Source organism: Agrococcus phoenicis, from assembly GCF_047302415.1.
GTDB lineage: Bacteria > Actinomycetota > Actinomycetes > Actinomycetales > Microbacteriaceae > Agrococcus.
Map to the genome: position 1 here is coordinate 2,802,211 of NZ_CP154854.1, position 25,249 is coordinate 2,827,459.

Genomic DNA, 25,249 nt, shown 5'->3' on the forward strand with positions numbered 1-25,249 from the left:
TCACTGCCTCACGAGGTCGGTCGCTGCTCAGTCGAACCACTCGGTGGGCGGCCCGGCGTTCAGCAGCACCACGAAGGCGATCGCCACGAGCGCCACGACGATGATCGCGGCGAGCACCGCGTGGGTGATCCCCCATCGGAACGCCCGGTCGATCCAGCGCGCGTCGCGCGGGTCGTCGCTCGCCTCCGTGCGCCAGGCGCCCTCGAGCAGCCCGCGCCGGGCGAGGCCGCGCTCCCACGGGATGGTGGCGTAGGGGATGACCGCGGTGAGGATGCCGACCAGCACCGTGCCGATGCGCCAGCGCTGGTTCTGGCCGACCACGAGCTGCATCGCGGCGTAGGAGAGGAACACGAAGCCGTGGATCGGCCCGGCGATCGGCACCAGCGGATCGAACGAGAAGCCGTACCGCGCCACCATCGCGACGATCAGCAGCGTCCAGGTGACGGCCTCCGCGATCGCCAGCGCCCGGTACAGCCGCTCGGGGGTGAGGCCGGAGATGCGCGCAGCAGCGTTCGTCATGTAGTCAGTCTACATAGCCCTGGCTCGTGCGATCCGGCCGCAGCAGACCGCATCACGCGGCGACGGACTCCAGCGCCGACCGGAAGATCTCCAGCCCGTCGAGCCCGGCCTTCATGCGCGTCGTCGTCGGGCCGAAGCCCAGCTCGACCGCGTGCTCGGGGTGCGGCATCAGGCCGACGACGTTGCCCTTGGCGTTCGAGAGCCCGGCGATGGCGTCGATCGACCCGTTGGGGTCGTCGCCGAGGTAGCGGAAGGCGACGAGGCCCTCGCCCTCGATGCGCCGGACCTCCTCGGGCGTCGCCACGAAGCGGCCCTCGCCGTTCTTCAGCGGGATGACGATCTCCTGACCGTCCTCGAAGCGGTTCGTCCACGCCGTCGAGGTGCGCTCGACCCGCAGCCGCTGGTCGCGGCGCACGAAGACGCCGGTGGCGTTGCGCACCAGGCCGCCGGGCAGCAGGTGCGCCTCGGCGAGCATCTGGAAGCCGTTGCAGATGCCGAGCACCGGCATGCCCCGGTTCGCCGCGTCGACGACCTCGGTCATGATCGGCGAGAGCGCGGCGATCGCACCGCAGCGCAGGTAGTCGCCGTAGGAGAAGCCGCCCGGCAGCACGAGCGCGTCGACGCCATGCAGGTCGTGCTCGCCGTGCCAGAGCGCCACCGGCTCGTGGCCGGCGAGGCGCACGGCACGCTGCGCATCCCGGTCGTCGAGCGTGCCCGGGAAGGTGACGACGCCGACCCTCACTCGCCGGCCTCCTCGACCACGCTCACGCCGACGACATCCTCGATGACCGTGTTGGCGAGCACCTCGGAGGCGACCTGGCGCACCTGCTCCAGCAGCGCCTCCGTCACCTCGCCCTCGACGCGCAGCTCGAACCGCTTGCCGACGCGCACGTCGCCGACGGCCTCGTGGCCGAGGCGCGCGAGCGCGCGGGTCACGGCCTTGCCCTGCGGGTCGAGGATCTCGGCCTTGGGCATGACGTCGACGACGATGAGGGCCATGGGTCGCTCCCTGGAGGTTGGGGATGGCGGGGGTGCACCACCAGTCTACGGACGACGGCGGGCCCGCGGATGCCCGGGAGCGGCGGGGAGGGCTGCCGACGAGTCGAGGCGAGCGGGCTAGTGTTCACCCATGACCTTCAGGGGCGACGCGAACTTCGACACCACGACGGTGAGCAGGGGCGGCGGTGGCCGCGGCCCGAGTGGCGGTGCGATCGCCGTCGGCGGCGGCGGCATCGTCACCGTCATCCTCGTCATCATCTCCATGGTGTTCGGGGTCGACCTCACCGGCCTCGCGCCGAGCGACCCCATCAGCCCGCAGACGCAGCAGCAGGGCACCGAGGAGGTGACCGGCTGCACGGGCGAGGACGCGAACGACCCCGCGAACGTCACCTGTCGCATGGAGGGCGGCGCCGACTCGATGTCCGCCTTCTGGACGGCGACGATGGAGGCGAACGGCATCGACTACGCCGATCCCACGGTGCAGCTCTTCGACCGGCAGGTGCAGACCGGATGCGGCGGCGCGACGAGCGCCGTCGGCCCCTTCTACTGCCCGCCGGACCAGCGCATCTACATCGACACCACCTTCTTCCAGCAGATGCGCGACCAGTTCGGTGCGCAGGGCGGCTCGCTCGCCGAGCTCTACGTGCTGGCGCACGAGTGGGGGCACCACATCCAGCAGGTGACCGGGCAGCTCGGTCGCGTGCAGCAGGGCGACAGCGGCCCCCAGTCGACCGGTGTGCGCAGCGAGCTGCAAGCCGACTGCTACGCCGGCGCGTGGATCGCGGCGGCCTCGCAGACCCTCGACGACGACGGCGGCGACCCCGTCCTGCTCGAGCCGACGCAGGAGGAGATGGCGCAGGCGATGGATGCCGCGCAGACCATCGGCGACGACCGGCTGCAGGAGATGGGCGGCGGCGGGGTCAATCCCGAGAGCTGGACCCACGGCTCGGCCGAGCAGCGCATGACCTGGCTCACGAACGGGTTCAACGGCGGCGTGGGCGCCTGCGACACCTGGAACGCCCCGGAGGTCTGACGCTCGATCGCGTCGGAGGCCCGCCGTGCCGGATGCGCGCTACGCCGGCTCGCCCGTCAGCCGCTCGATCAGCTCGCGATACCGCGCCGCCGTGCGCTCCACGATCTCCGGCGGCAGCGTCGGGGCATCGCCCGAGCCATCCCAGCTCGCCGCGAGCCAGTCGCGCACGATCTGCTTGTCGAACGACTCGACCCGGCCCTGCGCGAGCGCCTCGGCGTCCCAGTACCGCGATGAGTCCGAGGTGAGCACCTCATCCGCCAGCAGCAGCTCGCCCGTGACCCGGTCGCGGCCGAACTCGAACTTCGTGTCCGCGAGCACGAGCCCGGCCTCCGCGGCGATCGCCGACGCGCGCGCGAAGACCGACAGGCTCAGGTCGCGGATCGCCTCGGCGTCCTCGCGCCCGACGAGCTCGACGGTGCGCTCGAAGGAGACGTTCTCGTCGTGCTGCCCCTGCGGCGCCTTCCACGCGGGGGTGTAGATCGGCTCGGGCAGCTCCGCGCCGTCACCCAGCCCGGACGGCAGCGCCACACCGGAGATCGCGCCGACCTGCCGGTACTCCTGCAGGCCCGAGCCGGTCACGCGCCCGCGCACGACGCACTCGATCGGCAGCATGTCGAGCGTGCGCACGAGCATCGCGCGCTCGCGCACCGCAGCCGGGGTGCGCTCCGCGGCGCCCTGCGCCAGCTGCGACGGCAGGTCCAACCGCTCCGACCACCACAGCGTCAGCGTCGTCAGCAGCCGGCCCTTGCCGGGGATCGCCGGGGAGAGCACCTGGTCGAAGGCCGAGACGCGGTCGGAGGCGACCATCAGCATCTCGGGTGCCGACTCGAGCGATGCGCCCTCGGCCACGTAGAGGTCGCGCACCTTGCCGCTGTAGGCGAGGCTCCAGCCGGCGAGCGCAGCGGCGCTGTCGGTCATGCGTCGGCCGCGATGTCGGTGCGAGCCTGCGCACCCTGCAGCTCGATGTGCGAGAGCGCGGCGTACGCCCGCTCGCGCGCCTCCGCGAGCGTCGCGCCCGTGCCGACGACGTTCAGCACCCGGCCGCCCGTCGCGGTCAGGCCCTGCTCGCCCTCGCCGGTCGCCGCGTGCAGCACGCGCACGCCCTCGAGCGCCTCTGCGGCCTCGACGCCGGTGATGGCTCGGCCGGTCACTGGATCCCCCGGGTAGCCCTCGCTGGCGAGCACGACCGTCACCGCGGCCGAGTCGCGCCACACCAGTGGCGCGGCGGAGCCGAGCGTGCCCTGCGCGGCGGCGAGCAGCGCATCCGCGAAGCCCGACTCGATGCGCGGCAGCACGACCTGCGTCTCCGGGTCGCCGAAGCGCGCGTTGAACTCGATGACCTTGACGCCCGACTGCGTGACGATGAGGCCGCAGTAGAGCAGCCCGGCGAAGGGCGTGCCCGCATCGGCCATCGCGCGGATCGTGGGCAGCGCGACCTGGTCGATCACCTCGTCGACGAAGGCCTGCTCGCTCCCGAAGCGCTCGGCGAGCCAGGGCAGCGGGGAGTAGGCACCCATGCCGCCGGTGTTCGGGCCCGAGTCGCCGTCGCCGAGCCGCTTGTAGTCCTGCGCGGGCGCGAGGGGCATGACGTCGGTGCCGTCGGTGATGACGAAGAGGCTGACCTCTGGCCCCGCCAGGAACTCCTCGACGAGGATCGGGCCGTCGGGCAGGAACTGCTCGGCGTGCGCCTCGGCGGCCTCGCGATCCTCGGTGACGATGACGCCCTTGCCCGCGGCGAGACCGTCGGCCTTCAGCACGTACGGGGGCGTGGATGCATCCAGCGCGGCCCGCACCTCGTCGAGCGTCGTCGCGGTGGTGTCGATGCCGGTCGGCACGCCCGCGCGCGCCATCACGTCCTTCGCGAACGACTTGGAGCCCTCGATGCGGGCGGCCGCCTGGGTCGGCCCGAAGACGGGCACGCCGGCGCGCTGCAGCGCATCCGCCACTCCGGCGACGAGCGGCGCCTCGGGGCCGATCACGACGAGGTCGTAGCCTCCCTCGGTCGCGAGCTCGGTGACGAGCTCCGGCGACTTGATGTCGAGGCGCACCACCTCCACGTCGCGCTGGATGCCGGCGTTGCCGGGAGCGGCCGTGATGTCGTGGCCGCCTTCCGCCACGAGCGCCGCGATGATGGCGTGCTCGCGCGCGCCGCTGCCGAGAACCAGGATCCGCACCCGCCCATTCTACGAACGATGCGCCGGTGTCGGGGCCAGCGGGCCCGATGCATCGCCGGTGAAGGCGCTGGTCGGGGCGTGGGCGCGCCGCGGGGCGACCGATCGCGACCTGGCGTGCGGGAGGCGCACGGCGCGTCGGCGGCCAGCACTAGCCTCTGATCGTGGCCAAGCGCATCCCCGACATCGACGGCATGGATGCCGTGCGCGCCGCGCTGGCGCCCGGAGCTTCGCGGCCGCAGACGGCGCTCGCGGTGCGCTACACGCTGCAGTGCCTCGCCGAGCGGGCGCCCGGCAAGAGCGTCGAGGTGCGGGTGCCGCCCTTCGGGGCCGTGCAGGCGGTGGAGGGGCCGGGTCACACCCGCGGCACCCCACCGAACGTGATCGAGACCGACGTCGCGACCTGGCTCGCGCTCGCGACCGGGCGCGAGGGGTGGGCGGCGGCGATGGGTCGCGGAGCCGTGCACGCCTCCGGCGTGCGCGCCGACGTCTCGGCGTGGTTGCCGCTCGTGCGCCTGTCTGCCTAGGCGGTCCAGGGTGAGCGCGCCATACTGAGCACATGGCGCAGGTGGTGAGACCGCAGGGCTGGATCGGCCCGCTGGTGATGTTCGTGATCGGCATCATCCTGCTACTGAACGGCGTGCCGTCCCTGCTGCAGTGGCTGCCGTGGGTCGCGCAGTCGGCGATCGTCGTCGGTGTCGAGGGGGCGCTCGAGACTGCGCTCGTGCCGCTGCTGGTGGCCTTCGCCTGCACGTTCATCGGCTTCCTGCTGATGCGCGGCGGCTTCGGGGCGCTGCGGCAGCAGCTGCGCGGCGCCGCGGGCCGGGCGTCGGCTCAGGCCCGCTCCGGTGTGCAGCAGGTGCAGCGCGAGGCAGCGCAGCGCGCCGGCAGCGCCTCCTCGCAGGCGGAGCACCTCGTCAACAAGGTGCCGCAGTCGTGGCGCGAGCGCATCGAGGCGGCTGCCGCTGCGGTCGAGCAGGAGCGCACCCGGCAGGGCGGTCAGCAGGCCTCGCAGGCGCAGCGCCAGGCGCCGCGGCAGGGCCAGGGGCAGCAGGCGGGCCAGCCCTACCTCGGCCAGGGGCAGCAGATCGGGCAGCCCTACCTCGGCCAGGGCCAGCAGCAGGGCCAGGGCCAGCGCATGCAGAGCGGGCAGGATGCGCAGCAGGGTCGCGCCCCGCAGCCGCAGCACACCCAGCAGCTGCCCGGCGGCGACCGCCTGCAGCGCATCGAGCAGCTCCGCCAGCGCGTCGACAGCCGCACGCAGCAGGCGACGCAGCAGCCGCAGCAGGAGGCGAAGCGCGCCGCCGATCAGGCGCGTCGCGTCGCCAAGGCCGCGGCGCAGCGCGCCGCCGAGGGGCTGCCGATGCACTTCGACGCCGCGACCGAGGCGCTCGTCGGCCAGCTCGACGCGGCCGACACCGAGCGCATCCGCCGCCGGGGCTCGTCGCTCGTGCGGTCCTCGCTGACGAGCGCGTCGCTGTCGAAGACCTCGCTGAGCACCAACTCGCTCTTCCGCCACCGCTGACGGATCCGCGGCAGCGCCCGCTGCCGCACCCCCGCATCCGCTGCGACCGACGAGCGGCCCGGGCGCCATGCACGGGCCGCTCGCATCACCCGGCCGCCGCGGGGCTGCGCGAGCGCTCCGCTCAGAGCGACCAGAGCAGCAGGATGGCCGCGAACACCGCGCCCGACGCGAGCAGCGTGATGGTGGTGTAGCCGAGGATGTCGCGCATCTTCAGTCCCGCGATCGCCAGCAGCGGCAGGGCCCAGAAGGGCTGGATCATGTTCGTCCACTGGTCGCCGTAGGCCACCGCCATGATCGGGATGGCGGGGTCGACGCCGAGGCGCTCCGCGGCGTCGAGCAGGATCGGCGCCTGCACCGCGAACTGGCCGCCGCCGGAGGGCACGAAGAAGTTCACGAGGCCTGCCGACAGCAGGGCGAGGATGCCGAAGGTCGTCGGCGTGGAGACCGAGACGAACCAGTCGGAGAAGACCTGGATCAGGCCCGAGCCCGTCATGATGCCGAGGATGCCGGCGTAGAGCGGGAACTGCAGCAGGATCTCGCCCACGTTCGAGGCGGCCTCCTTCGTGAGCCTGATGATCTCGAAGGGGTTCTTCACCAGCAGGAAGATGAGCGCCAGGAACGACCAGTTGACGATGTCGAGCGTGAGCGTGCCGCCCTGCACGAAGTGCACGACGAGGTAGCAGACGAGCGCTGCGCCGACGAGCAGCGTGACGATGCGGCTGCCGTCGATGCGGTCGGCCGGCGTGACGACCTCCTCCTCCTGCTCCGCGCGCTGCTCGCGCAGGTCGTGCTGCAGCTCGACGATCGTGTCGCTGCCGCGCGGCGCGACCAGCGAGAGCGCGACCGCGACGACGACGATCGTGGCGACCGCGCCGATCATGTTGGGCAGCGCGAAGGTCGTCGCGGTGATCGGGATGACCTCGCCGCCGAGGTGCTCGGCGATGAAGGAGTCGGGCGTGGCCGCGGTGAGCGGGCCGGATCCCGAGTAGCCCATGTGCCACACGACGAAGCCGGAGAAGCCCGCGGCGACGAGCATCGGGAAGTGCAGCGTGAGCCCGCGCTCCTTGCCGGATGCCGCGACCTCGCGCGCCAGCAGCCCGCCGACCACGAGTCCGAGGCCCCAGGTGATGAGCGACGCGACCGCGGCGATCACGAACACGAACAGGTAGGCCTGCAGCGGCGTCTGGGGGAGCGCGGAGAGCGCGGTCAGCAGCCTGCGCACCGGCCGGGTGTTGGCCAGCATGTGCCCCAGCAGCAGGATCAGCGCCATCTGCGTCATGAAGGCGAGCAGGCCCGCGAGGCCGTCGCCCCAGGCCGACACCACCTCGACGGGGTTCGTCTGCGTGACCGTCAGCGCCAGCAGCGCGACGATCGCCGTGAGCACGATCGCGAAGACGAGCGCCGAGGGGATCCATCGCTCGACGACGGTGTTGATGGGTCGCATCGCGCGAGCGAGCGGGGCGCCGGAGGACGGGGTTCCGGCAGGACGCTTCGACATGGTTCACCTCGTTGTGCAGCAGTGGGCGGGACGTCAGGGGCCACAGGCTCCACGGTCGACAGTAGTGGCGCGGATGCGGTGCGCCCCGCCCGCGCGCTCCGGTGGGATGGGATGATCGGGGGATGCACGAGACGCCCGATTCCGCCGCCGCACCCGACGGCGACCGCGCCAGCCGCGCGCGCCGCCACGACGTCGAGGTGCGGGTGCGCCGCTCGCCGCGCTACGGCACGTTCATGGCGATCGGCGCGGTGCTCGGTGCCGTCGCAGCGTGGGTCACGGCGATGGTCATGCCCACACCCGTCGACGAGATGGGTCGCGTCGTCGACACGACCGCGGTCATCGGTCTCGTGGTGGTCGGCGGCTTCGTGGTGGGCGCCGGCCTCGGCGGCCTGGTGGCGGTGATCATCGACCGCTCGCTCGCGAAGCGCAGCACCACGCTCGTCGCCGAGCAGACCGATGTCGAGGAGCCCGAGGCGACGATCGAGGGCGAGCCGGTGGAGGATGCGGCGCCGACCGTCGAGGCGGCGTTCGAGCCGCTCGACGAGCGGGGCGGTGCCGCCCGCCCCGGCCGCCCGGACGGCGCCAGCCCCGGCGAGCCCGACGACCGCCGCGAGCCCTGAGCATCGTGGCCCGGCGCTCCAGGTTCAGTGCGGCGCACGCGCTCGCCTGGGTGGTGCTCGGGCTGGCGGCCGCGGCGCTGGCGACGGATGCGGTCTCGCGCGACGGCGGCGCGGTGGCGCTCGCCCTCGGCACGGCCGCGGCGACCGCTGCCGGCGCCGTCGGCCTGCTGGCGCCGGCGCGCATGGGCGCGCGCACCATCCTGCTGGTCTCCTCGGCACTGGTGTCCGCGAGCGTCGGGATCGCCGCGGCGCTCGTGGTGCTCGGCCAGCCGCCCCAGCTGCCCATCGCCGCGGTGCTCGGGCTCGCGGCCGGCGCCCAGATCGCGGGCATGCGGCTCGCCGTCGGCGACGACCCCGCGCTCGCGCCGCGCGTGCGTCCTGCCCCGACGCTGCTCGCCGCGGCCGCGGGGGTCGCGATCGTCGCGGCAGCCGCGCTGCTGCCCTCCGGCGGTCTCAGCACGGCGCTCATGCTCGGGGTGGTCCTCCAGCTGCTCGCGGTCGTGCTCGTCGCCTCCTCCCCGGTGCCCGCCGCTGCCGGCACGGCGCCCGCAGAGCCGGGCAGCGCGGACGGCGGCACGGCGGCCGCGCGCCTGGCCGTGCCCCTGCTGGCGCTCCTCGCGGTCGCCGCGGCCGGCGCCGTCGCGCTCGCCGCGCTGCGGCCGGGCCTGTCGGCGATCGGTGCCGAGGAACCGCAGCCGGCCGGCCCGATCGCGCTCACCCTCGCGCTCGGTGCGCTGCTGGGCCCGCCGCTGGCGATGGTCGTCGAGCGGTTCGGCGGCACCTCCGCCGCGACGCTCGCCACCGTCGGCGGGGCCGCGGCGCTGATCGCGCCGATCGCCCGCCCCGGCACCCTCGACCTCGTGGCCGCAGCCGGCCTCGGGATCGCGCTGGCCGCATCCGTCGCCCTCGTCGAGGTCGCTCGGCGCTCGGGGCAGCGCCTCGCCCCGGGGGGCTCGGCGCTCATCGTGCTCGCGGGTGCCGCGGGCGCGACGCTCGCGGCGCTGCTGCTGAGCGCGGTGCCGCTCGCGGACGTGGTGCTCGGCGCCGCCATCGCGTGCCTCGTGGCGGGCATCGGGGTGTGGGCTCCGGGCCCGCGCAGCAGCGTGCGCGCCGCCTAGCCGTCCGAGCCCCCGGATCGCGGCGCGGCGCTCCCGCTAGCTCAGCTGCGTGCGCTCGACCCAGTCGAGGTACTCGGGCGTGACGTCGCCGGTCACGTACTCGCCCGTGAAGCAGGACAGGTCGAGCCCGGTGATGTCGGTGCCCTCGATGATGGCCCGCTGCAGGTCGTCGACCTCCTGGTAGACGAGGAAGTCGCTGCCGAGCTGGGCGTTCACCTCGGGGATCGAGCGCCCGGATGCGATGAGCTCGGAGCGCGAGGGCATGTTGATGCCGTAGACGTGCGGGTAGCGCACCGGTGGTGCCGCCGAGGTGAAGGTGACCGAGTTCGTGCCGACGGCGCGCATCATCTCGACGATCTCTCGGCTCGTCGTGCCGCGCACGATCGAGTCGTCGACGACCAGCACGTTCTTGCCGCGGAACTCGCTCTCGAGCGCGTTCAGCTTCTGCCGCACCGACTTCTTGCGCGTCGCCTGCCCCGGCATGATGAAGGTGCGGCCGACGTAGCGGTTCTTGTAGAACCCCTCGCGGTACTCGATGCCCAGGCGGCGGGCGACCTCCATCGCCGCCGGACGGGACGAGTCGGGGATCGGCATGACCACGTCGATGCTGCCGGAGGGGGTGTACTGCGCGATGGTGTCGGCCAGGCGCTCGCCCATGCGCAGCCGCGACTCGTAGACGTTGATGCCGTTCATCACCGAGTCGGGTCGGGCGAGGTAGACGTACTCGAACGAGCAGGGCAGCAGCACCGGGCTCTCGTGCGTCATCTCGGCGATGAGCTCGCCGTCGGGCGCGATGAAGATCGCCTCGCCCGGCCGCACGTCCCGCTCGAGCGTGAAGCCGGAGCCCGTCAGCGCGACCGACTCGCTCGCCACCATCCACTCGGTGCGGCCCTTGGTGCTGCGGCGCGAGCCGAGCACCAGGGGGCGGATGCCGTACGGGTCGCGGAAGGCGAGCATGCCGTGACCGGCGATGATCGCGATCACGCCGTAGGAGCCGCGCACGCGCTCGTGCACGCGGCGCACGGCGCTGAAGACGCGATCGGCGTCGAGCGCGCCGGATGCGACCAGGGTCTGCAGCTCGGAGCCGAGCACGTTGACGAGCATCTCGGTGTCGCTGCCGGTGTTCACGTGCCGGTGGTCGACGGTGGCGAGCTCCTGCTCGAGCTCGCGCGAGTTGGTCAGGTTGCCGTTGTGCACGAGCACGATGCCGTAGGGGGCATTCACGTAGAACGGCTGCGCCTCGAGCTCGTTCTCCGCCTCGCCGCGGGTCGCGTAGCGCACGTGCCCGAGCCCGATGTCGCCCAGCAGCGCGCGCATGTCGCGGGTGCGGAACGCCTCGCGCACCTGGCCCTTGGCCTTGCGCACGTGGATGGAGCGGCCCTGGGCCGTCGCGATGCCCGTGGAGTCCTGCCCCCGATGCTGCAGCAGGGCCAGGGCGTCGTAGACCTGCTGGTTGACGCTCGAGTCGGAGACGATGCCGACGATGCCGCACACGGGCGAGCTCCTTCTGTCGCGGGGCTGACGACCAAGCCTATCGACCGTCGAGTGCTCACGGATGCCGCGGGCCGTCCACGAGACACCCAGCATCCGGGAGCATTGTGGGGTACATGAATCCCGACACCGAGTCCATCAAGCACCTGCCCGAGCAGTCGCAGGAGTGGCCTGGCCGCACCGCGGCGCTGCAGCCGGTGCCCGACCACGGCGAGACGAGCTACACGGGCCGCGGGCGCCTCGAGGGCAAGCGCGCGCTCATCACCGGCGGCGACTCCGGCATCGGCCGGGCCACCGCGATCGCCTTCGCGAAGGAGGGCGCCGATGTCGCGATCGCCTACCTGCCGCAGGAGCAGGAGGACGCCGACGAGACGCGCCGTCAGGTCGAGGCCGCCGGCCGTCGCTGCGTGACCGTGCCCTGCGACCAGCGCACCGACGAGGCGAACCGCGAGCTCGCTGCGAAGGCCATCGAGGAGCTCGGCGGCCTCGAGGTGCTCGTCAACAACTCCGGCTACCAGATGGCGCAGGAGTCGCTCGACGACATCAGCGACGACCAGCTGCGCCAGACCTACGAGACCAACATCTTCGCGATGTTCAACCTGACGCGCGCGGTGCTGCCGCACCTGCAGGAGGGCGCGAGCATCATCAACTGCTCGTCGATCCAGGCCTTCGAGCCCTCCGAGACGCTCCTCGACTACGCCTCGACGAAGGCCGCGATCAACAACTTCACGGTGAACCTGGCGGCGCAGATCGGCGAGCGCGGCATCCGCGTGAACGCCGTCGCGCCCGGCCCGATCTGGACCCCGCTGCAGCCGACGACGAAGCCGAGCGTGGCCGACTTCGGCATGAACGCGCCGCTCGGCCGTCCCGGGCAGCCGATCGAGGTCGCGACCGCGTTCGTCTACCTCGCGAGCGACGAGGCGAGCTACGTCTCAGGCACCGTCCTGGGCGTCACCGGCGGCAAGCCGGTCTTCTAGCCCGAGCGCCCTGCCGGCCGCCCTGCCGGCGGCCCTGCCGCCCGCCCTGGGCACAACGCAAGCCCGCGAGCCGCTTCCTGCGGCCCGCGGGCTTGCGCCGCCTCAGCTGCCCGCCGACCGGGCTGCACCGGCTTGCGTTGTGCACGAGGGCACGCCCGCCTGCGCACGCGGCCAGCCCCCGCCCCCGAGCCACCTGCCCTCACCGCTGCCGTCGCCCTCACCACAGCGCCATCCGCCCGCACTTCTGCGCCGCCCGCCCGCACTCCTGCGCCGCCCGCTCGTGGCATAGCGCAAGCCCGCGAGCCGCTTCCCGCGGCCCGCGCGCCTCGCGCTGTCGTACTGCCCGCCGCTCGCGCTGCCGCGGCTTGCGTTGTGCGCGGCAGCCTCGCGTCGGCGGGTGGCGGTCGCGCGTCAGGAAGTGACGCGGTCGCGCGCGGCCGCGAACGCGGCCACCGCGCGGTCCACGTCCTCATCCGAGTGCGCGGCGGAGAGCTGCACGCGGATGCGGGCCTCGCCGCGAGGCACGACGGGGAACGAGAACGCGGTGACGTAGACGCCCTCGGCGAGCATCGCATCCGCCATGTCTGCAGCCAGCCGCGCGTCGTGGAACATCACGGCGGTGATCGGGTGCTCGCCGGGCAGCAGCTCAAAGCCTGCCTCCTCCATGCCGGCCCGGAAGCGCGCGGTGCCGCGCTGCAGCTGCTCCCGCAGCTCCCCGGCGCCCTCGACGAGGTCGAGCGCCTTGAGCGAGCCGGCCACCACGGAGGGCGCGAGCGCGTTCGAGAAGAGGTAGGGGCGCGATCGCTGGCGCAGCAGGTCGACGATCTCTGCGCGCGCGGCGATGTAGCCGCCGGAGGCGCCGCCGAGGGCCTTGCCGAGCGTGCCGGAGATGATGTCGACGCGATCCGGCACCCCCGCGTGCTCGGGGGTGCCGGCGCCGGAGGGCCCCGTGAAGCCGACGGCGTGGGAGTCGTCGACCATCACCATGGCGTCGTAGCGCTCCGCCAGGTCGCAGATCGCCTCCAAGGGCGCGAGGTAGCCGTCCATCGAGAACACGCCGTCCGTGACGATCAGGCGTCGCCGTGCGCCCGCTGCCTCCTGCAGCCGTGCCTCGAGCTCGGCCATGTCGCGGTTCGCGTAGCGGTAGCGCGCGGCCTTCGACAGGCGGATGCCGTCGATGATCGACGCGTGGTTCAAGGCGTCGGAGATCACGGCGTCGTCAGGGCCCAGCAGCGTCTCGAACAAGCCGCCGTTCGCGTCGAAGCAGGAGGAGTAGAGGATGCACGCCTCCTGGCCGAGGAACGACGCGAGGCGCGACTCGAGCTCGAGGTGCTGCGTCTGCGTGCCGCAGATGAAGCGCACCGAGGCCATGCCGAAGCCCCAATCGTCGAGCGCGGCCTTCGCGGCAGCCACGATCTCGGGGTGGTCGGCGAGCCCCAGGTAGTTGTTGGAGCAGAAGTTCAGCACCTGCTGCCCGCCGGCGACCACGGTGGCCGCCTGCGGCGAGTCGATGGCGCGCTCGCGCTTGGTGAGGCCGGCGGCCTCGATCTCGGCGAGCTCGTCGGCGAGGGAGTCTTTGATCGAGAACACGGGGTCTCCTTTAGCGGGTGAAGTCGAGGATGACCTTGCCGGCGCTGCCGGCGCGGGCTCGGTCGAAGGCGTGCTCCCAGTCGGAGAACGCGAAGCGGTCGGTGATGACGGGGGAGACGTCGAGGCCCGTCTGGGCCATCGCCGCCATGGCGTACCAGGTCTCGAACATCTCGCGCCCGTAGATGCCCTGGATGGTGAGCATGTGCGAGACGACCTTGCCGAAGTCGAGCTCGATGGGCGCCGAGGGCAGCCCGAGCATCGCCATCCGACCGCCGAAGTTGAGGTTCTCGATGATGCCGACCAGCGCGGCGGGGGCTCCCGACATCTCCAGCGCCACGTCGAACCCCTCCGTCATGCCGAGCTCGCGCTGCACCGTCGCGAGATCCTCGTCGCGCGGGTCGAGCGCGCGAAACCCGAGGGAGCGGGCGAGCTCGAGGCGCGCCTGCGAGAGATCGGTGATCACGATGTGGCGGGCGCCCGCGTGCCGCGCCACCATCGCCGCCATCAGCCCGATCGGTCCGGCTCCCGTGACGAGCACGTCCTCGCCGATCACCGGGAACTTCAGCGCGGTGTGCACTGCGTTGCCGAAGGGGTCGTAGACGCCGAAGACATCGAGCTGCTGCTCCGTGGCGGTCGCGGCTGTCACGCCCGGGTGCACCCAGACGTTCGATGCGGGGATCACCACGAGCTCGGCGAAGCAGCCGTCGCGCTGCACGCCCAGGTTGGAGGTGCGGATGCAGAGGTGCCGGCGCCCGGCGCGGCAGTTGCGGCAGTGGCCGCAGACGACGTGACCCTCGCCGCTCATGAGCTGCCCGACGACGAAGTCGGTGACGCCCGCGCCCACCTCCACGATCTCGCCGCAGAACTCGTGCCCGACGGTGACGCCGGGCAGCACCGCGGACTGCGCCCACGCATCCCAGGCGTCGATGTGCAGGTCGGTCCCGCAGATGCCGGCGCGCAGCACGCGCACCTTCACGTGCCCCGGTGGTGTCTCGGGCTCGGGGATCTCGACCAGCTCGAGCCCTGGCGTGCCTCGGGTCACGAGTGCGTGCATGGACGTCTCCATCGACAGTGGGTGGGTGTGCCGTCGCCCATCCTGCCACCTGCGCCCGGCGCCCCGGCGACCTCCCGACGCCCGGGAGCGCTCGGCGCGGGATGGCTCGCCGCGCTCGGTAGCCTGGAGGCATGACCGATCCGTATGCGTCCGCCGGCGTCGACACCGGGGCGGGCGACCGCGCCGTGGAGCTCATGAAGGCCGCGGTCTCCCGCACGCACGGCCCCGGGGTGCTGGGCGGCTTCGGCGGCTTCGCCGGACTGTTCGACCTCTCGGCCGTCGGCGCCTACCGCAAGCCGCTGCTCGCCACCTCCACCGACGGCGTCGGCACGAAGATCGCCCTCGCGCAGGCGATCGACAAGCACGACACCATCGGGCAGGACCTCGTGGGGATGGTCGTCGACGACATCGTGGTGGTCGGCGCGAAGCCGCTGTTCATGACGGACTACATCGCCACCGGGCGCGTGGTGCCCGAGCGCATCGCGGACATCGTGCGCGGCATCGCCGAGGCCTGCGAGGCCACCGGCACGGCGCTGGTCGGCGGCGAGACGGCCGAGCACCCTGGCGTCATGGAGCCCGACGACTACGACGTCGCCGGCGCCGCGGTCGGCGTGGTGGAGGCGGATGCGGTGCTGGGCGCCGAGCGCGTCCGCAGCGGCGACGTCGTGGTCGCCATGGCATCCTCCGGGCTGCACTCGAACGGCTTCTCGCTCGTGCGCCACGTGCTCGCGGAGCGCGGCATCGCGCTCACCGACCGTGTCGACGAGCTCGGCGGCGTCGCGGCGGAGGCGCTGCTCGAGCCGACCCGGCTCTACACGCTCCCGCTGCTGGGCATGCTCGATGCCGGCCTCGGCATCCGCTCCATCTCGCACGTGACGGGCGGCGGCATCGCGGCCAACCTGGCGCGGGTGCTGCCGCAGGGGACGGCGGCGGAGCTCGATCGAGGGGGCTGGCAGGTGCCCGAGGTGTTCGCGGCGCTCGCGGCGCTCGGCGGCTTCCCGCTCACCGAGGCGGAGGGCACCTGGAACCTGGGCCTCGGCATGCTCGTGGTGGTCGACGCTGCGGACGCCGAGGGCGTGATCGCCCGCAGCGAGCGATCGGGGATCCCCGCCTTCGTCGTCGGCAGCGTCGAGCAGGCGCCGGCGCGAGCCGATGGGCAGGGCTGGGTGCAGGGCGCGAAGGGCGTCGACGGCGGCGCGGTGCGCTTGAGCGGCCACTACCGCTGATGCCGCGGCTGCCGCCGCGGGCGGCGCGGGGCAGATTGCCCGCCCACGTCCAGGTTGCCCCGAGCCGAGCGGCGTACCGTGGCACACGCTTGGGCGCCTCCGGGTACGGAGCGTCTCGATCGCGAAGGAGGTAGCGGGATGCCCTCGGATCCCGACCGGTTCCGGCCGCGTGAGCACGAGGCGCGGCCACAGGTCGACGGTGCGCGGCAGCAGGCAGCGCCGTCGCAGCACGCGACGAGGTACGCCTCACCCCCGCACGCGATGCCCCAGCGCTCCGCGCCCCCGCAGTACGCTCCTCCGCAGTACGCGCCGTTCGAAGGCCGAGACGCACCGCTGATCCACCCGGCAGCCGCGCAGGCGTCGAACGTCATGCCCTACGGCGTCCCCGTCTACCAGGCGCCCTCCTACGCCTACGTCGCGCAGCCCTCGCGCGGCCTCTCCATCACGGCGCTCGTGCTCGGGGTGTGCTCGCTGCTGTTCGCCTGGCTGCTCGTCGTCGTGCCGGTGCTCGGCGTCGTCTTCGGGCTGGTCGCGCTGAAGCGCGAGCCGGCCGGGCGGGTGCTGGCGATGGTCGGCACGGTCTGCTCGGCGCTCGGGCTGCTGCTCGTGCTGCTCGTGTACCTGCTGCCGTTCGGGGCCTTCTTCGGCGCGATGCTCTTCGGCGCGCTCGCTTGAGGCATCCCCGTCGCCCGGGTGCCCAGACCTGCGTGACGGTGCGATTCCGGGGTACTTGCCCGTAGGCTGTTGGCGACGCGCTCGCGTCCCCTGCACCCGCATCCCATCACGCGAGGACACCATGACCTACACGCCCCCGGAGCAGCCCGCTCAGCAGCCCGCGCAGCCCGCGGCCGGCTACCAGGCCTACCAGCCCACCGACCAGGCCTACGGCAACTACGCCGCGCCCGCCTCCACGAGCAAGACGCTCTCGCTGTGGGGCCTCATCCTCGGCATCTCGAGCATCATCCTGCCGCTGTTCCTGAACGCGATCGCCGGCGCGGTGCTCTCCGGCATCGGCCTCGCCAAGGAGCCGGCCGGCAAGACGATGGCGATCTGGGGCCTCGTGCTCTCGATCCTCGGCTTCGTCTGGCACATCGTGTTCTGGACCATCGTGGTGCCGATCATCGTCATCGCCGCGTTCGCGTCGAGCTACGGCTACTGAGCCCCGCGCAGCGACCCCACCTCGGGACGGCCCGCCGATCGGCGGGCCGTTCGTCGTCTCCGGCGATCGAGCGCACGGCGGACAGCGAGGGCGCCCGCCCGGGTCAGCACTCGATGTAGGCGACGGCGAGTCCGCCGAGCGCGGTCTCCTTGTACTTGTCGCTCATGTCCGCACCGGTGCGGCGCATCGTCTCGACCGCCGTGTCGAGGGAGACGTAGTGCGTGCCGTCGCCCTGCTTCGCCATCCGCGCCGCGTTGATCGCCTTGACGCTCGCCATGGCGTTGCGCTCGATGCACGGGATCTGCACGAGCCCCTTGATCGGGTCGCACGTGAGCCCCAGGTTGTGCTCGATGCCGATCTCCGCGGCGTTCTCGATCTGCTCGGGGGTCGCTCCCAGCACCGCGGCGAACCCGGCCGCCGCCATCGCGCACGCTGAGCCGACCTCGCCCTGGCATCCGACCTCCGCACCGGAGATGGACGCGTTCGACTTGATGATGATGCCGATCGCGCCGGCCACGAGCAGGAACCGCACCTGCCACGACAGGTCGTCCTCGACGCAGTTCGCGAAGCGGTCGGCGTAGTGCATGACCGCCGGGATGATGCCGGCGGCGCCGTTCGTCGGCGCGGTGACCACGCGCGCGCCTGCCGCGTTCTCCTCGTTGACCGCGAGCGCGTAGAGGTTGACCCACTCCATGCCCTCGAGCAGGTCGGGGCGGCCCGACTTGGGTGCCTCGTCGCGCTCGAGCAGCTTCGCGTGCCACTCCTTCGAGCGCCGCTTCACGTCGAGCCCGCCGGGCAGGATGCCTGGCGTCTCGATCCCGTGCGCGACGCACTCCTGCATCACCACCCAGATGCGCTCGAGCTGCGCGATCGTCTCCTCGCGCGAGCGCCACGCGGTCTCGTTCTCCAGCATCAGCTCGGCGACCGACAGGCCCGTCTCGCGGCAGAGCGCCACCAGCTGGTCGCCGTTCGTGAACGGATGCGCGACGGGGTGCGCCTGCTCGGCCGGCGCCGGCACGGGGGAGAGCACGTCTCCCTCGTCGTGGCGCATCACGAAGCCGCCGCCGATCGAGTAGTAGCCGGCGGTCGCGATGGTGTCGTCGGATGCATCGTACGCCGTGATGCGGAGCGCGTTCGGGTGCTCGCGGCGCACCGTCAGCGGCCGGAAGACGAACACCTTCGCCTCGTCGAACGGCACGACCGCGCGGCCTCCGAGCGACAGCTCCCCGGAGGAGCGCACGGCGTCGAGTGTCGCGGTGATCTGCTCCGTCTCGACGGTGTCGGGCGCGAGGCCGGAGAGTCCGAGGATGATCGCGGTGTCGGTGCCGTGACCGGAGCCGGTGGCGCCGAGCGAACCGAGCAGGTCGACGCGCAGGCGGACGGCCTCGCCGAACCTCCCGGTCGACTCGAGCTGCCCGACGAAGTCGAGCGCGGCGCGCATGGGGCCGACGGTGTGCGAGGAGGAGGGGCCGATGCCGATCTTGAACAGGTCGAGCACCGAGAGCGACTCGAAGACCGGCGCGGTGGCCGTCGCATGGCTGCCGACCTCCGTCGGCTCGACCCTCTTGCCGTTGGTGATGGCGTGCGAGGTCACGAACGATCAGCTCCTTCGCTGCTGTGAGCGCCTGGAGCCGATCGTGTCAGCTCAGGCGGTGCGGCCCGTCTGGTACTCGTCAGCGTAGTCGTCGCTCTCCGCGTCGTAGCCGGCGTAGTCGGCCCACTTGTCGACGTCGACGGAGCTCTCCGCACCACCCAGCTCTGCCTGGAGCGCGTTGTAGTTCACGTCGGGGCTGAACGACTTCAGCTCACGCGCGATCTTCGTGTGCTTTGCCTTCTGGCGACCACGACCCATGCTGGACCCCCTTGCTACTGGCGCCGGCTCGCTGTGGCCGACGGACGGTGGGAGAACTTCCTCTTCCAAGTCCAACCTGCATCGTATCACCGCGGCTGTCGATCGCCTGTGCCGCAGCACGGCATGCGCAGTGCGTCAGATCGCGCTCGCGGGCACGAGGAGCGCCCCGAGCAGCATCCCCAGTCCCGCGGCGGCGGCGCCGCCGACCAGCGTCAGCGCCACGGTCGCCGCGACCAGGCCGGCACGACGGCGCTCGGCGAGCTCGACGACCTGCACGGCGAACGCGGAGTAGGTGGAGAAACCGCCGCAGAAGCCGGTGATGAGCACCGCGCGCCACGTCTCGTCGAGCGGCAGGAGGGTGGTGCAGAACCCGGCCAGCAGGCTCGCGACGACGTTGACCGCCATGGTCGCGCGCTCAGGGCGCGCGCGATCGAGGAGGCCGGCGGCGAAGCGCGCCACAGCGCCGGCGCCCCCGGCGCCCGCGATCGCCAGCAGCTCGAGCGGCGTCATGCGGCCCCGCTGTCATCGGGGCGTCGGCCCGCCGGCGCCCTGGCGGCGAGTCGGCGACCGAGCACGAGCCCGAGCCACGCGCCCAGCAGGCTCACGGCGAGCATGCCGAGCGCGATCGCGATCCCGGGCAGGGCAGGGGCCGCCATCCCCCAACCGCCGGTGGTCGCGGTCGCGCTCGCGCTCGCGACGGCGACCGCGCTGTAGCTCGTGAAGCCGCCCAGCACCCCGGCGCCGACGCCGTGCCGCAGCCAGGCGGGCGCCGTCGACAGGGCCGCGACCGACAGCCCGAGCAGCGCGGAGCCGAGGGCGTTGACGGCGAAGAGCAGCCACCACTCCGGCAGGGCCTCCTGCAGCAGCGCCCGGGTGGCTGTGCCGAGCGCACCGCCGAGGAAGACGGCGAGCACCGATCGCAGCTGCATCGGCCCAGCGTATGCCGCGCGCGCCGAGCCCGGCCGCTTGACGTTGACGCAACGTCAAGGTCTAGCGTCGCGAGCATGGAGTGGTCGATCCAGCGCATCGCGAAGCTCGCGGGCATCTCGAGCCGCACCTTGCGGCACTACGACGCCGTGGGCATCCTGCACCCCTCCCGCACCGATGCGGGCGGCATGCGCTGGTACGACGAGGCATCGCTCACCCGGCTGCAGCGCATCCTGCTGCTGCGAGGGCTGGGCGTGGGGATCCCCGCGATCGCCGAGAGCCTGGAGCGCGCATCCGACGAGGAGGCGCTCGCGGCGCACCTCGTCGACCTCGAGCGCGAGGCGACGCGCATCCGACGACAGATCCGCGCGGTCCAGCAGACGCTGCGGGCACGAGAGAGAGGAACAGCCATGGAGGCAGAAGCAGCGCTCGACGGCTTCGATCACCGCCAGTACGAGCAGGAGGTCAGCGAGCGATGGGGCGCGGAAGCCTGGAAGCGCAGCAACACCTGGTGGGAGCAGCGGTCCGCCGACGAGCGGCAGGCCTTCCAGCAGGAGCACGTCGCGCTCGCCGCGGGCTACGACGCCGCGCGCGCAGCAGGCGACGCCCCCGATGCCGAGGCGGTGCAGGCGCTCGTCGAGCGCCACTACCGCTGGGTCGGGGCGAGCTGGCAGCGCGAGCCCGAGCTCGAGGCCTTCGCGGGTCTGGGCGACATGTACGTCGCCGACGAGCGGTTCGCCGCCACCTACGGCGGCACGGAGGCCGCGAGGTTCGTGCGCGACGCGATGCGCGCGTTCGTGGAGCAGCGCAGGCGCTAGCCGATTCATAGTCGGTTGAGGGGCGGATGCGGCGCTCGCCGGATCCGCCCCTCGGGCGTTGGTGGGAGGATCGGCGGGTGCATCTGCTCTCGCTCGCCAGCATGAAGAACAAGGCGCTGGTCGCCCTCGTCACGATCTGCATCGCCATCTTCGGCGGCGTCGCGCTCGCGAGCCTGAAGACAGAGCTCACGCCCGAGCTCGAGCTGCCCGCGGTCGTCGTCACTACGACGCTGCCGGGCGCGAGCCCCGAGATCATCAGCGAGGACATCACCTCGCCCATCGAAGCGGCGGTGCAGTCCGTGCCCGGCCTCGAGGGCACGAGCGGCACCTCCTCCTCCGGCTCGAGCTTCGTCATCGCCGAGTTCGCCTACGGCAGCAACATCCCGACGACCGAGCAGCGCGTGCAGCAGGCCGTCAACCGCATCGCCGGCCAGCTGCCGTCCGGCGCCGAGTCGACCGTGCTGACCGGGTCGATCGCCGACTTCCCCGTGCTGCAGCTCGCGATCTCCGCCGGCGACGCCGACTCGACGGCGGAGCTCGTCGACCGCATCGAGACGATCGCCGTGCCGCAGCTCGAGCGCACCGAGGGCGTGCGCGCCGTGCAGCTGCAGGGCGCCCCCGGGCAGCGCGTCACCATCAGCCCCGACGACGAGGCGCTCGCGGCGCAGGGCCTCTCGCGCCAGAGCATCTCCGACGCCATCGACGAGCACGGACAGCTGCTGCCCGGCGGCACCGTCGACGACGACGGGCAGACCCTCAGCGTGCAGATCGGCGAGCGGCTCGGCTCGGTCGACGACATCGCGGCACTGCCGCTCTCCGGCGGCAACGCAGGGCAGAGCGCCACCATCAGCGACATGGCCGATGTCGAGCTCGCCGAGGATCCCGTCTCCTCGATCGCGCTGGTCGACGGCGCTCCCGCCGTGATCCTCTCGATCACGAAGACGCAGGCCGCGAACACCGTCGACGTCTCGCACGCCGTGCAGGATCTGCTGCCCGCGGTGCAGGCAGAGCTCGGAGACGGCGTCTCCATCACCACGATCCTCGACCAGGCCCCCTACATCGAGCACTCCATCGAGGCGCTCGCGGTCGAGGGCGTGCTCGGTCTCGCGTTCGCCGTGCTCGTGATCCTGATCTTCCTGTGGTCGGTGCGCCCGACGATCGTCACGGCGATCTCCATCCCCATGTCGGTGCTGATGACCTTCATCGGCATGTGGGGCGCGGGCTTCTCCCTCAACGTGCTGACGCTCGGCGCCCTGACCATCTCCATCGGCCGCGTCGTCGACGACTCGATCGTGGTGATCGAGAACATCAAGCGGCACCTGGGATTCCAGCCGTCGAAGACGAAGGCGATCCTCGATGCGGTCCGCGAGGTGGCGGGAGCGATCACCGCCTCGACCATCACGAGCGTGATCGTCTTCCTGCCGCTGGCGTTCGTCAGCGACATCACCGGCGAGCTGTTCCGACCCTTCGCGTTCACGGTCACGATCGCCCTGCTGTCCTCGCTCGCCATCGCCCTGACGATCGTCCCGGTGCTGGCCTACTGGCTGCTGCGGCGGCCCACGGAGATCGTCGAGGCGGAGGCCCGTGCCGCCGAGGCCGAGGCAGCGGCGATCGAGGCCGAGCGGGAGCTCGCCGCGCAGCGCACCCGGCGAGGTCGCCTCCGGCGTCGCATCCTCGGACGCCGACGCGCAGCAGGACAGCCGAGCGGGCCGGCGCCGGCCGCTGCAGGCGCCCACGCCGCGAACGCCGCCCCGGCGACCGAGACCGACGACCTCGACGAGCGGCCCGACCGGCTGCGCCGCGCGTATCGCCCGGTGCTGCTGGCGACCCTGCGCAAGCCCTGGCTCGTGCTCGTCGGCGCGGTGGCGATCCTCGGCGCCAGCATCGCAGCCGTGCCGCTCATGGCCATCAACTTCCTCGGTGACGACGGGCAGACGACGGTGCAGCTGTCGCAGTCCCTCGAACCGGGCGCCTCGCTCGACGCGCAGCTCGACGCGGCCGAGGAGCTCTCCGCGCAGCTCCAGGAGGTCGACGGCGTCGAGACCGTCTCGGCGACCGTGTCGGGGGGCGGGGGCTTCGCGGCCTTCACCGGCGGCGGGGGCGGCGACTCGATCTCCTACGGCGTGATCGCCGCGGAGGGCACCGACATGGAGGCGCTGCGCTCGGACATCATCGAGCTGGGCGACGCGGCACCGGGCGAGGTGACGGTCGGGCAGTCCGCGGGCCTCGGCGGCAGCGACATCACGATCGAGGTGCAAGGCCCCACGCCCGCGGTGGTCGAGGCCGCCACCGCATCCGTCGCCGAGGCGATGGCCGACATCGACGGCGTCGCGCAGGTGACGGACTCCCTCGAGGGCGCGCAGCCGCTCGTGCAGGTCGCGGTCGACCGGGAGTACGCCGCGAGCCTCGGCCTCAGCGAGGCGGCGGTCTCGGGGCTCGTCGCGCAGGCGATGCAGCCCACGCCCATCGGCGACATCCAGCTCGAGGGCGCCGTCGTCAGCATCTACCTCGACGCGATCGCGCCGGCCGCGACGCTCGACGAGCTGCGCGAGCTCGAGCTGCCGACACCGACCGGGCCGCTGCCGCTCGCCGACGTCGCAGAGGTGACCGAGATCACCGGTCCGGTGGCGATCGAGACGAGCGACGGCAACCGCACGGCGACGGTGACCGTCGCGCCCGATGCGGCCGACGTCGGCGGCGTCTCGGCCGCGCTGCAGACCGAGCTCGACGCGCTGGAGCTCGACGACGGCGCGACCGCCTCGATCGGCGGTGTCGCCACCCAGATCACGGATGCGTTCACGCAGCTCGGGATCGCGGCGCTCATCGCGATCCTGCTCGTCTACGTCGTGATGGTCGCGACCTTCAAGAGCCTGCTGCAGCCGTTCCTGCTGCTCGTGTCGGTGCCGTTCGCCGCCACCGGAGCGATCGCGATGCAGCTGATCACCGGCGTGCCGCTGGGTGTCGCCTCGATGGTCGGCGTGCTGATGCTCGTGGGCATCGTGGTCACGAACGCGATCGTGCTGATCGACCTCGTCAACCAGTACCGGGATCGGGGCCTCTCGGTGCGCGATGCGCTCGTGGAGGGCGCCGAGCGCCGCCTGCGCCCGATCCTGATGACGGCCGCGGCGACGATCTTCGCCCTGATCCCGATGGCGGCCGGTCTCACCGGTCAGGGCGGCTTCATCTCGCAGCCGCTCGCGATCGTCGTGATCGGCGGCCTCATCTCGTCGACCCTCCTGACGCTCATCGTGCTGCCCGTGCTGTACCTGCTCGTCGAGGGCGCCATCGAGCGCCGCCGCGTGCGGCGCGGCACGGGCACGCGCGCCGAGCGCAGGGGTGAGCTGGCAGCCGCTGGCGAGCGATGAGCGCCGCCCGTGGCCGCTCTCAGCGGACGCGCGGGCTGCGGTTGGTTGAATGGGCCCGTTCGAGGGCGCCCAAGAGGGTCGTCCGGGCGCGGGGGAGCAGCCCGCGCCGAGTGTGAGAGACGACGGAGGGGCGGGATGCCGAGCTTCCTCATCGTGCACTCGGCCCCGCGGGACGGTCGGCTCGACGCCTACCGGCAGCCGCCGACGCTGGATGTCGCGGGACTCCGGGCACCGCTCGACTGGGGCGACATCACCTTGCACGTGCCAGCGGGCGACCTGCCCGTGACCGTCTACGTGACCCGCGCCTCCGGCGAGATCGAGGGTGCGACGATCACGGTGCGATCGCCCGCGGGCACGGGCACGCGACTGACGTTCGTGCCGCCGCTCGAGGCTGGCGGCCGCTCGCTGCTGCGCATCGACGGGCAATGGCCCTCCGACTCCTCCATGCACTACTACGCAGCCCGCGACGCGCGCACGCTGCAGCCGCCGAGCGGCGCCTCGGCGCCCGCGGTGAGCTTCGCCGCATCGGCACCGGCGCGGCAGGTGCCCCCGACGTCGCCCACGCCGGCCGTCGGCCCGATGCCGGGGTCCACCGGCTCCGTGCCCTCGCAGCCCTCCGACTTCGGTCGCGAGCAGGGCGCGCGCGTCGATCCCGTGCGATCCTCCTCTCCGCAGGCGCCGGCTCCCCAGCGCGACCAGCAGCCGCCCTCGCCCGGCCCGGCGAGCCAGCCGCCGCACGTCGGGCCGCGCCCCGATGCGCAGCAGTCGCCGTCCTTCGGGCAGCGGCCGCAGCGCGTCGAGCGCGACGTCTACGGTCGTGAGCACGCCGCGGACGACAAGCAGGCGCCGCCGATCCCCACCCCCGCCGAGTTTCACCGCCTCGAGCGCGAGGCGGCCGACGCGCAGCGGCGCGTCTACGAGGCGTGGCAGGCGCAGCAGCATGCGCAGCAGCCGCCGCAGGTTTCCTCGGGCCACGACGGTGCGCCGCAGCCCATCGGCCTCTCCGCCAGCACCGGCCAAGCGCCGCCGGACTGGTACCCGGATCCCTTCCGGCGCGCGGACTCGCGGTGGTTCGACGGGCGCCAGTGGTCGGCCTCGGTGATGCGCGGCGGGCGCCGGGAGACCGATCAGCCGGGCTGAGCGCAGCGATTGCCCCTGTCGTCGAGCGCGGGAGTGCTCTAGGGTGGATGGGTCGGCTCGGGACAGACGCATGTGCGTCGCAATGGAGTGTCACCGCGGCCGGAGTTCCCGCGAGCGCACTCGCGGTTGACCAGATCCCCGCGATGAATGCGGCACGACCTGCGCGA

The 25,249-nt window shown here is 72.7% G+C and carries 25 protein-coding genes; 12 read left to right on the forward strand and 13 right to left on the reverse strand.

The genetic code is table 11. The annotated features are described in order from the left end of the window. Window positions 1–27: 27 nt before the first annotated feature. The 3 genes from AA0Z99_RS13495 to purS are packed head-to-tail and all read right to left on the reverse strand — an operon-like array spanning window position 28 to window position 1,518. Window positions 28–519 (reverse strand): DUF3817 domain-containing protein, encoded by a 492-nt coding sequence (locus AA0Z99_RS13495; RefSeq protein ID WP_413318211.1) that lies wholly within the window; start codon window positions 517–519, stop codon window positions 28–30. A 52-nt stretch (window positions 520–571) separates the two neighbouring features. Beyond that, entirely contained in the window at window positions 572–1,261 is a 690-nt protein-coding gene (gene purQ, locus AA0Z99_RS13500; protein ID WP_413318213.1) for a phosphoribosylformylglycinamidine synthase subunit PurQ, read from the reverse strand. Continuing rightward, window positions 1,258–1,518, reverse strand: coding sequence for a phosphoribosylformylglycinamidine synthase subunit PurS (gene purS, locus AA0Z99_RS13505; protein WP_413318215.1), 261 nt, complete (start codon window positions 1,516–1,518; stop codon window positions 1,258–1,260). Before purS ends, purQ begins: the two co-directional genes overlap by 4 nt. Window positions 1,519–1,648: 130 nt before the next feature. On the opposite strand from purS, the gene AA0Z99_RS13510 reads away from it, so the two are divergent. Further along, entirely contained in the window at window positions 1,649–2,551 is a 903-nt protein-coding gene (locus AA0Z99_RS13510) for a neutral zinc metallopeptidase (protein WP_413318217.1), read from the forward strand. A gap of 39 nt (window positions 2,552–2,590) precedes the next feature. On the opposite strand, the gene AA0Z99_RS13515 is transcribed toward AA0Z99_RS13510, so the two are convergent. Together AA0Z99_RS13515 and purD are read right to left on the reverse strand one after the other, a co-directional pair. Further along, window positions 2,591–3,469, reverse strand: coding sequence for a phosphoribosylaminoimidazolesuccinocarboxamide synthase (locus AA0Z99_RS13515; RefSeq protein ID WP_413318219.1), 879 nt, complete (start codon window positions 3,467–3,469; stop codon window positions 2,591–2,593). Next, complete coding sequence (purD, locus tag AA0Z99_RS13520; RefSeq protein ID WP_413318221.1) at window positions 3,466–4,725, reverse strand: phosphoribosylamine--glycine ligase; 1,260 nt, start codon at window positions 4,723–4,725, stop codon at window positions 3,466–3,468. Before purD ends, AA0Z99_RS13515 begins: the two co-directional genes overlap by 4 nt. A gap of 158 nt (window positions 4,726–4,883) precedes the next feature. Here purD and AA0Z99_RS13525 point away from each other — a divergent pair, with 158 nt between their 5' ends. Together AA0Z99_RS13525 and AA0Z99_RS13530 are read left to right on the forward strand one after the other, a co-directional pair. Then, on the forward strand, window positions 4,884–5,249 hold the full coding sequence (locus AA0Z99_RS13525) for a sterol carrier family protein (protein WP_413320881.1): 366 nt from the start codon (window positions 4,884–4,886) through the stop codon (window positions 5,247–5,249). 32 nt (window positions 5,250–5,281) lie between these two features. Further along, a complete protein-coding gene (locus AA0Z99_RS13530) occupies window positions 5,282–6,247 on the forward strand; it encodes a hypothetical protein (RefSeq protein ID WP_413318223.1) in 966 nt (321 codons plus the stop codon). Window positions 6,248–6,368: 121 nt separating this feature from the next. Here AA0Z99_RS13530 and AA0Z99_RS13535 read toward each other — a convergent pair whose 3' ends face one another. Further along, window positions 6,369–7,745, reverse strand: coding sequence for a short-chain fatty acid transporter (locus AA0Z99_RS13535; protein WP_413318225.1), 1,377 nt, complete (start codon window positions 7,743–7,745; stop codon window positions 6,369–6,371). Between the two features lie 122 nt (window positions 7,746–7,867). On the opposite strand from AA0Z99_RS13535, the gene AA0Z99_RS13540 reads away from it, so the two are divergent. Both AA0Z99_RS13540 and AA0Z99_RS13545 read left to right on the forward strand, forming a co-directional pair. After that, a complete protein-coding gene (locus tag AA0Z99_RS13540) occupies window positions 7,868–8,365 on the forward strand; it encodes a hypothetical protein (RefSeq protein WP_413318227.1) in 498 nt (165 codons plus the stop codon). A gap of 5 nt (window positions 8,366–8,370) precedes the next feature. Continuing rightward, window positions 8,371–9,483, forward strand: a complete 1,113-nt coding sequence (locus AA0Z99_RS13545; RefSeq protein ID WP_413318229.1) for a hypothetical protein — start codon at window positions 8,371–8,373, stop codon at window positions 9,481–9,483. A 36-nt stretch (window positions 9,484–9,519) separates the two neighbouring features. Here AA0Z99_RS13545 and purF read toward each other — a convergent pair whose 3' ends face one another. Beyond that, window positions 9,520–10,977 (reverse strand): amidophosphoribosyltransferase, encoded by a 1,458-nt coding sequence (gene purF / locus AA0Z99_RS13550; RefSeq protein WP_413318231.1) that lies wholly within the window; start codon window positions 10,975–10,977, stop codon window positions 9,520–9,522. 113 nt (window positions 10,978–11,090) lie between these two features. Between purF and AA0Z99_RS13555 the strand changes: the two genes are divergently transcribed. Beyond that, window positions 11,091–11,951 (forward strand): SDR family oxidoreductase, encoded by an 861-nt coding sequence (locus tag AA0Z99_RS13555; protein ID WP_413318233.1) that lies wholly within the window; start codon window positions 11,091–11,093, stop codon window positions 11,949–11,951. 411 nt (window positions 11,952–12,362) lie between these two features. Here AA0Z99_RS13555 and AA0Z99_RS13560 read toward each other — a convergent pair whose 3' ends face one another. Then, window positions 12,363–13,541, reverse strand: a complete 1,179-nt coding sequence (locus AA0Z99_RS13560; RefSeq protein WP_413318235.1) for a glycine C-acetyltransferase — start codon at window positions 13,539–13,541, stop codon at window positions 12,363–12,365. A 10-nt stretch (window positions 13,542–13,551) separates the two neighbouring features. After that, window positions 13,552–14,595, reverse strand: coding sequence for an L-threonine 3-dehydrogenase (tdh, locus tag AA0Z99_RS13565; protein ID WP_413318237.1), 1,044 nt, complete (start codon window positions 14,593–14,595; stop codon window positions 13,552–13,554). Window positions 14,596–14,726: 131 nt separating this feature from the next. On the opposite strand from tdh, the gene purM reads away from it, so the two are divergent. The 3 genes from purM to AA0Z99_RS13580 all read left to right on the forward strand — a co-directional run bounded on the left by purM (window position 14,727) and on the right by AA0Z99_RS13580 (window position 16,980). Next, window positions 14,727–15,821, forward strand: a complete 1,095-nt coding sequence (gene purM, locus AA0Z99_RS13570; protein ID WP_413318239.1) for a phosphoribosylformylglycinamidine cyclo-ligase — start codon at window positions 14,727–14,729, stop codon at window positions 15,819–15,821. Between the two features lie 138 nt (window positions 15,822–15,959). Then, window positions 15,960–16,496 (forward strand): DUF4190 domain-containing protein, encoded by a 537-nt coding sequence (locus tag AA0Z99_RS13575; protein WP_413318241.1) that lies wholly within the window; start codon window positions 15,960–15,962, stop codon window positions 16,494–16,496. Window positions 16,497–16,617: 121 nt separating this feature from the next. Next, window positions 16,618–16,980: a hypothetical protein gene (locus AA0Z99_RS13580; protein WP_413318243.1), complete on the forward strand. Its 363-nt coding sequence runs from the start codon at window positions 16,618–16,620 to the stop codon at window positions 16,978–16,980. A 103-nt stretch (window positions 16,981–17,083) separates the two neighbouring features. On the opposite strand, the gene AA0Z99_RS13585 is transcribed toward AA0Z99_RS13580, so the two are convergent. The 4 genes from AA0Z99_RS13585 to AA0Z99_RS13600 all read right to left on the reverse strand — a co-directional run bounded on the left by AA0Z99_RS13585 (window position 17,084) and on the right by AA0Z99_RS13600 (window position 19,761). Next, the gene (locus AA0Z99_RS13585) at window positions 17,084–18,478 is read right to left on the reverse strand and encodes an L-serine ammonia-lyase (RefSeq protein WP_413320883.1); all 1,395 of its coding nucleotides are present in this window, start codon (window positions 18,476–18,478) and stop codon (window positions 17,084–17,086) included. Between the two features lie 147 nt (window positions 18,479–18,625). Next, window positions 18,626–18,832: a DUF3073 domain-containing protein gene (locus tag AA0Z99_RS13590; protein ID WP_413318245.1), complete on the reverse strand. Its 207-nt coding sequence runs from the start codon at window positions 18,830–18,832 to the stop codon at window positions 18,626–18,628. Between the two features lie 135 nt (window positions 18,833–18,967). After that, window positions 18,968–19,342 carry a fluoride efflux transporter FluC gene (locus tag AA0Z99_RS13595; protein ID WP_413318247.1) on the reverse strand — a complete coding sequence of 125 codons (375 nt, stop codon included), beginning with the start codon at window positions 19,340–19,342 and terminating at the stop codon, window positions 18,968–18,970. Next, on the reverse strand, window positions 19,339–19,761 hold the full coding sequence (locus AA0Z99_RS13600; protein WP_413318249.1) for a fluoride efflux transporter FluC: 423 nt from the start codon (window positions 19,759–19,761) through the stop codon (window positions 19,339–19,341). Before AA0Z99_RS13600 ends, AA0Z99_RS13595 begins: the two co-directional genes overlap by 4 nt. A gap of 75 nt (window positions 19,762–19,836) precedes the next feature. Here AA0Z99_RS13600 and AA0Z99_RS13605 point away from each other — a divergent pair, with 75 nt between their 5' ends. From AA0Z99_RS13605 to AA0Z99_RS13615, 3 genes are all read left to right on the forward strand, one after another. Then, window positions 19,837–20,577 (forward strand): MerR family transcriptional regulator, encoded by a 741-nt coding sequence (locus AA0Z99_RS13605; RefSeq protein WP_413318251.1) that lies wholly within the window; start codon window positions 19,837–19,839, stop codon window positions 20,575–20,577. Between the two features lie 77 nt (window positions 20,578–20,654). Continuing rightward, the gene (locus AA0Z99_RS13610; RefSeq protein ID WP_413318253.1) at window positions 20,655–23,942 is read left to right on the forward strand and encodes an efflux RND transporter permease subunit; all 3,288 of its coding nucleotides are present in this window, start codon (window positions 20,655–20,657) and stop codon (window positions 23,940–23,942) included. A gap of 135 nt (window positions 23,943–24,077) precedes the next feature. Further along, window positions 24,078–25,082: a DUF2510 domain-containing protein gene (locus AA0Z99_RS13615; protein ID WP_413318255.1), complete on the forward strand. Its 1,005-nt coding sequence runs from the start codon at window positions 24,078–24,080 to the stop codon at window positions 25,080–25,082. Window positions 25,083–25,249: the final 167 nt, after the last annotated feature.

Bases quoted from the DNA above. Each gene is read 5' to 3' on its own strand.
- AA0Z99_RS13605 (WP_413318251.1), top strand. From the start codon at position 19,837: ATGGAGTGGTCGATCCAGCGCATCGCGAAGCTCGCGGGCATCTCGAGC.
- AA0Z99_RS13495 (WP_413318211.1), bottom strand. From the start codon at position 519: ATGACGAACGCTGCTGCGCGCATCTCCGGCCTCACCCCCGAGCGGCTG.
- AA0Z99_RS13590 (WP_413318245.1), bottom strand. From the start codon at position 18,832: ATGGGTCGTGGTCGCCAGAAGGCAAAGCACACGAAGATCGCGCGTGAG.
- AA0Z99_RS13540 (WP_413318227.1), top strand. From the start codon at position 7,868: ATGCACGAGACGCCCGATTCCGCCGCCGCACCCGACGGCGACCGCGCC.
- AA0Z99_RS13535 (WP_413318225.1), bottom strand. From the start codon at position 7,745: ATGTCGAAGCGTCCTGCCGGAACCCCGTCCTCCGGCGCCCCGCTCGCT.
- tdh (WP_413318237.1), bottom strand. From the start codon at position 14,595: ATGCACGCACTCGTGACCCGAGGCACGCCAGGGCTCGAGCTGGTCGAG.
- AA0Z99_RS13575 (WP_413318241.1), top strand. From the start codon at position 15,960: ATGCCCTCGGATCCCGACCGGTTCCGGCCGCGTGAGCACGAGGCGCGG.
- AA0Z99_RS13510 (WP_413318217.1), top strand. From the start codon at position 1,649: ATGACCTTCAGGGGCGACGCGAACTTCGACACCACGACGGTGAGCAGG.
- AA0Z99_RS13580 (WP_413318243.1), top strand. From the start codon at position 16,618: ATGACCTACACGCCCCCGGAGCAGCCCGCTCAGCAGCCCGCGCAGCCC.
- AA0Z99_RS13515 (WP_413318219.1), bottom strand. From the start codon at position 3,469: ATGACCGACAGCGCCGCTGCGCTCGCCGGCTGGAGCCTCGCCTACAGC.
- purS (WP_413318215.1), bottom strand. From the start codon at position 1,518: ATGGCCCTCATCGTCGTCGACGTCATGCCCAAGGCCGAGATCCTCGAC.
- AA0Z99_RS13555 (WP_413318233.1), top strand. From the start codon at position 11,091: ATGAATCCCGACACCGAGTCCATCAAGCACCTGCCCGAGCAGTCGCAG.
- purM (WP_413318239.1), top strand. From the start codon at position 14,727: ATGACCGATCCGTATGCGTCCGCCGGCGTCGACACCGGGGCGGGCGAC.
- AA0Z99_RS13595 (WP_413318247.1), bottom strand. From the start codon at position 19,342: ATGACGCCGCTCGAGCTGCTGGCGATCGCGGGCGCCGGGGGCGCCGGC.
- AA0Z99_RS13600 (WP_413318249.1), bottom strand. From the start codon at position 19,761: ATGCAGCTGCGATCGGTGCTCGCCGTCTTCCTCGGCGGTGCGCTCGGC.
- AA0Z99_RS13615 (WP_413318255.1), top strand. From the start codon at position 24,078: ATGCCGAGCTTCCTCATCGTGCACTCGGCCCCGCGGGACGGTCGGCTC.
- AA0Z99_RS13530 (WP_413318223.1), top strand. From the start codon at position 5,282: ATGGCGCAGGTGGTGAGACCGCAGGGCTGGATCGGCCCGCTGGTGATG.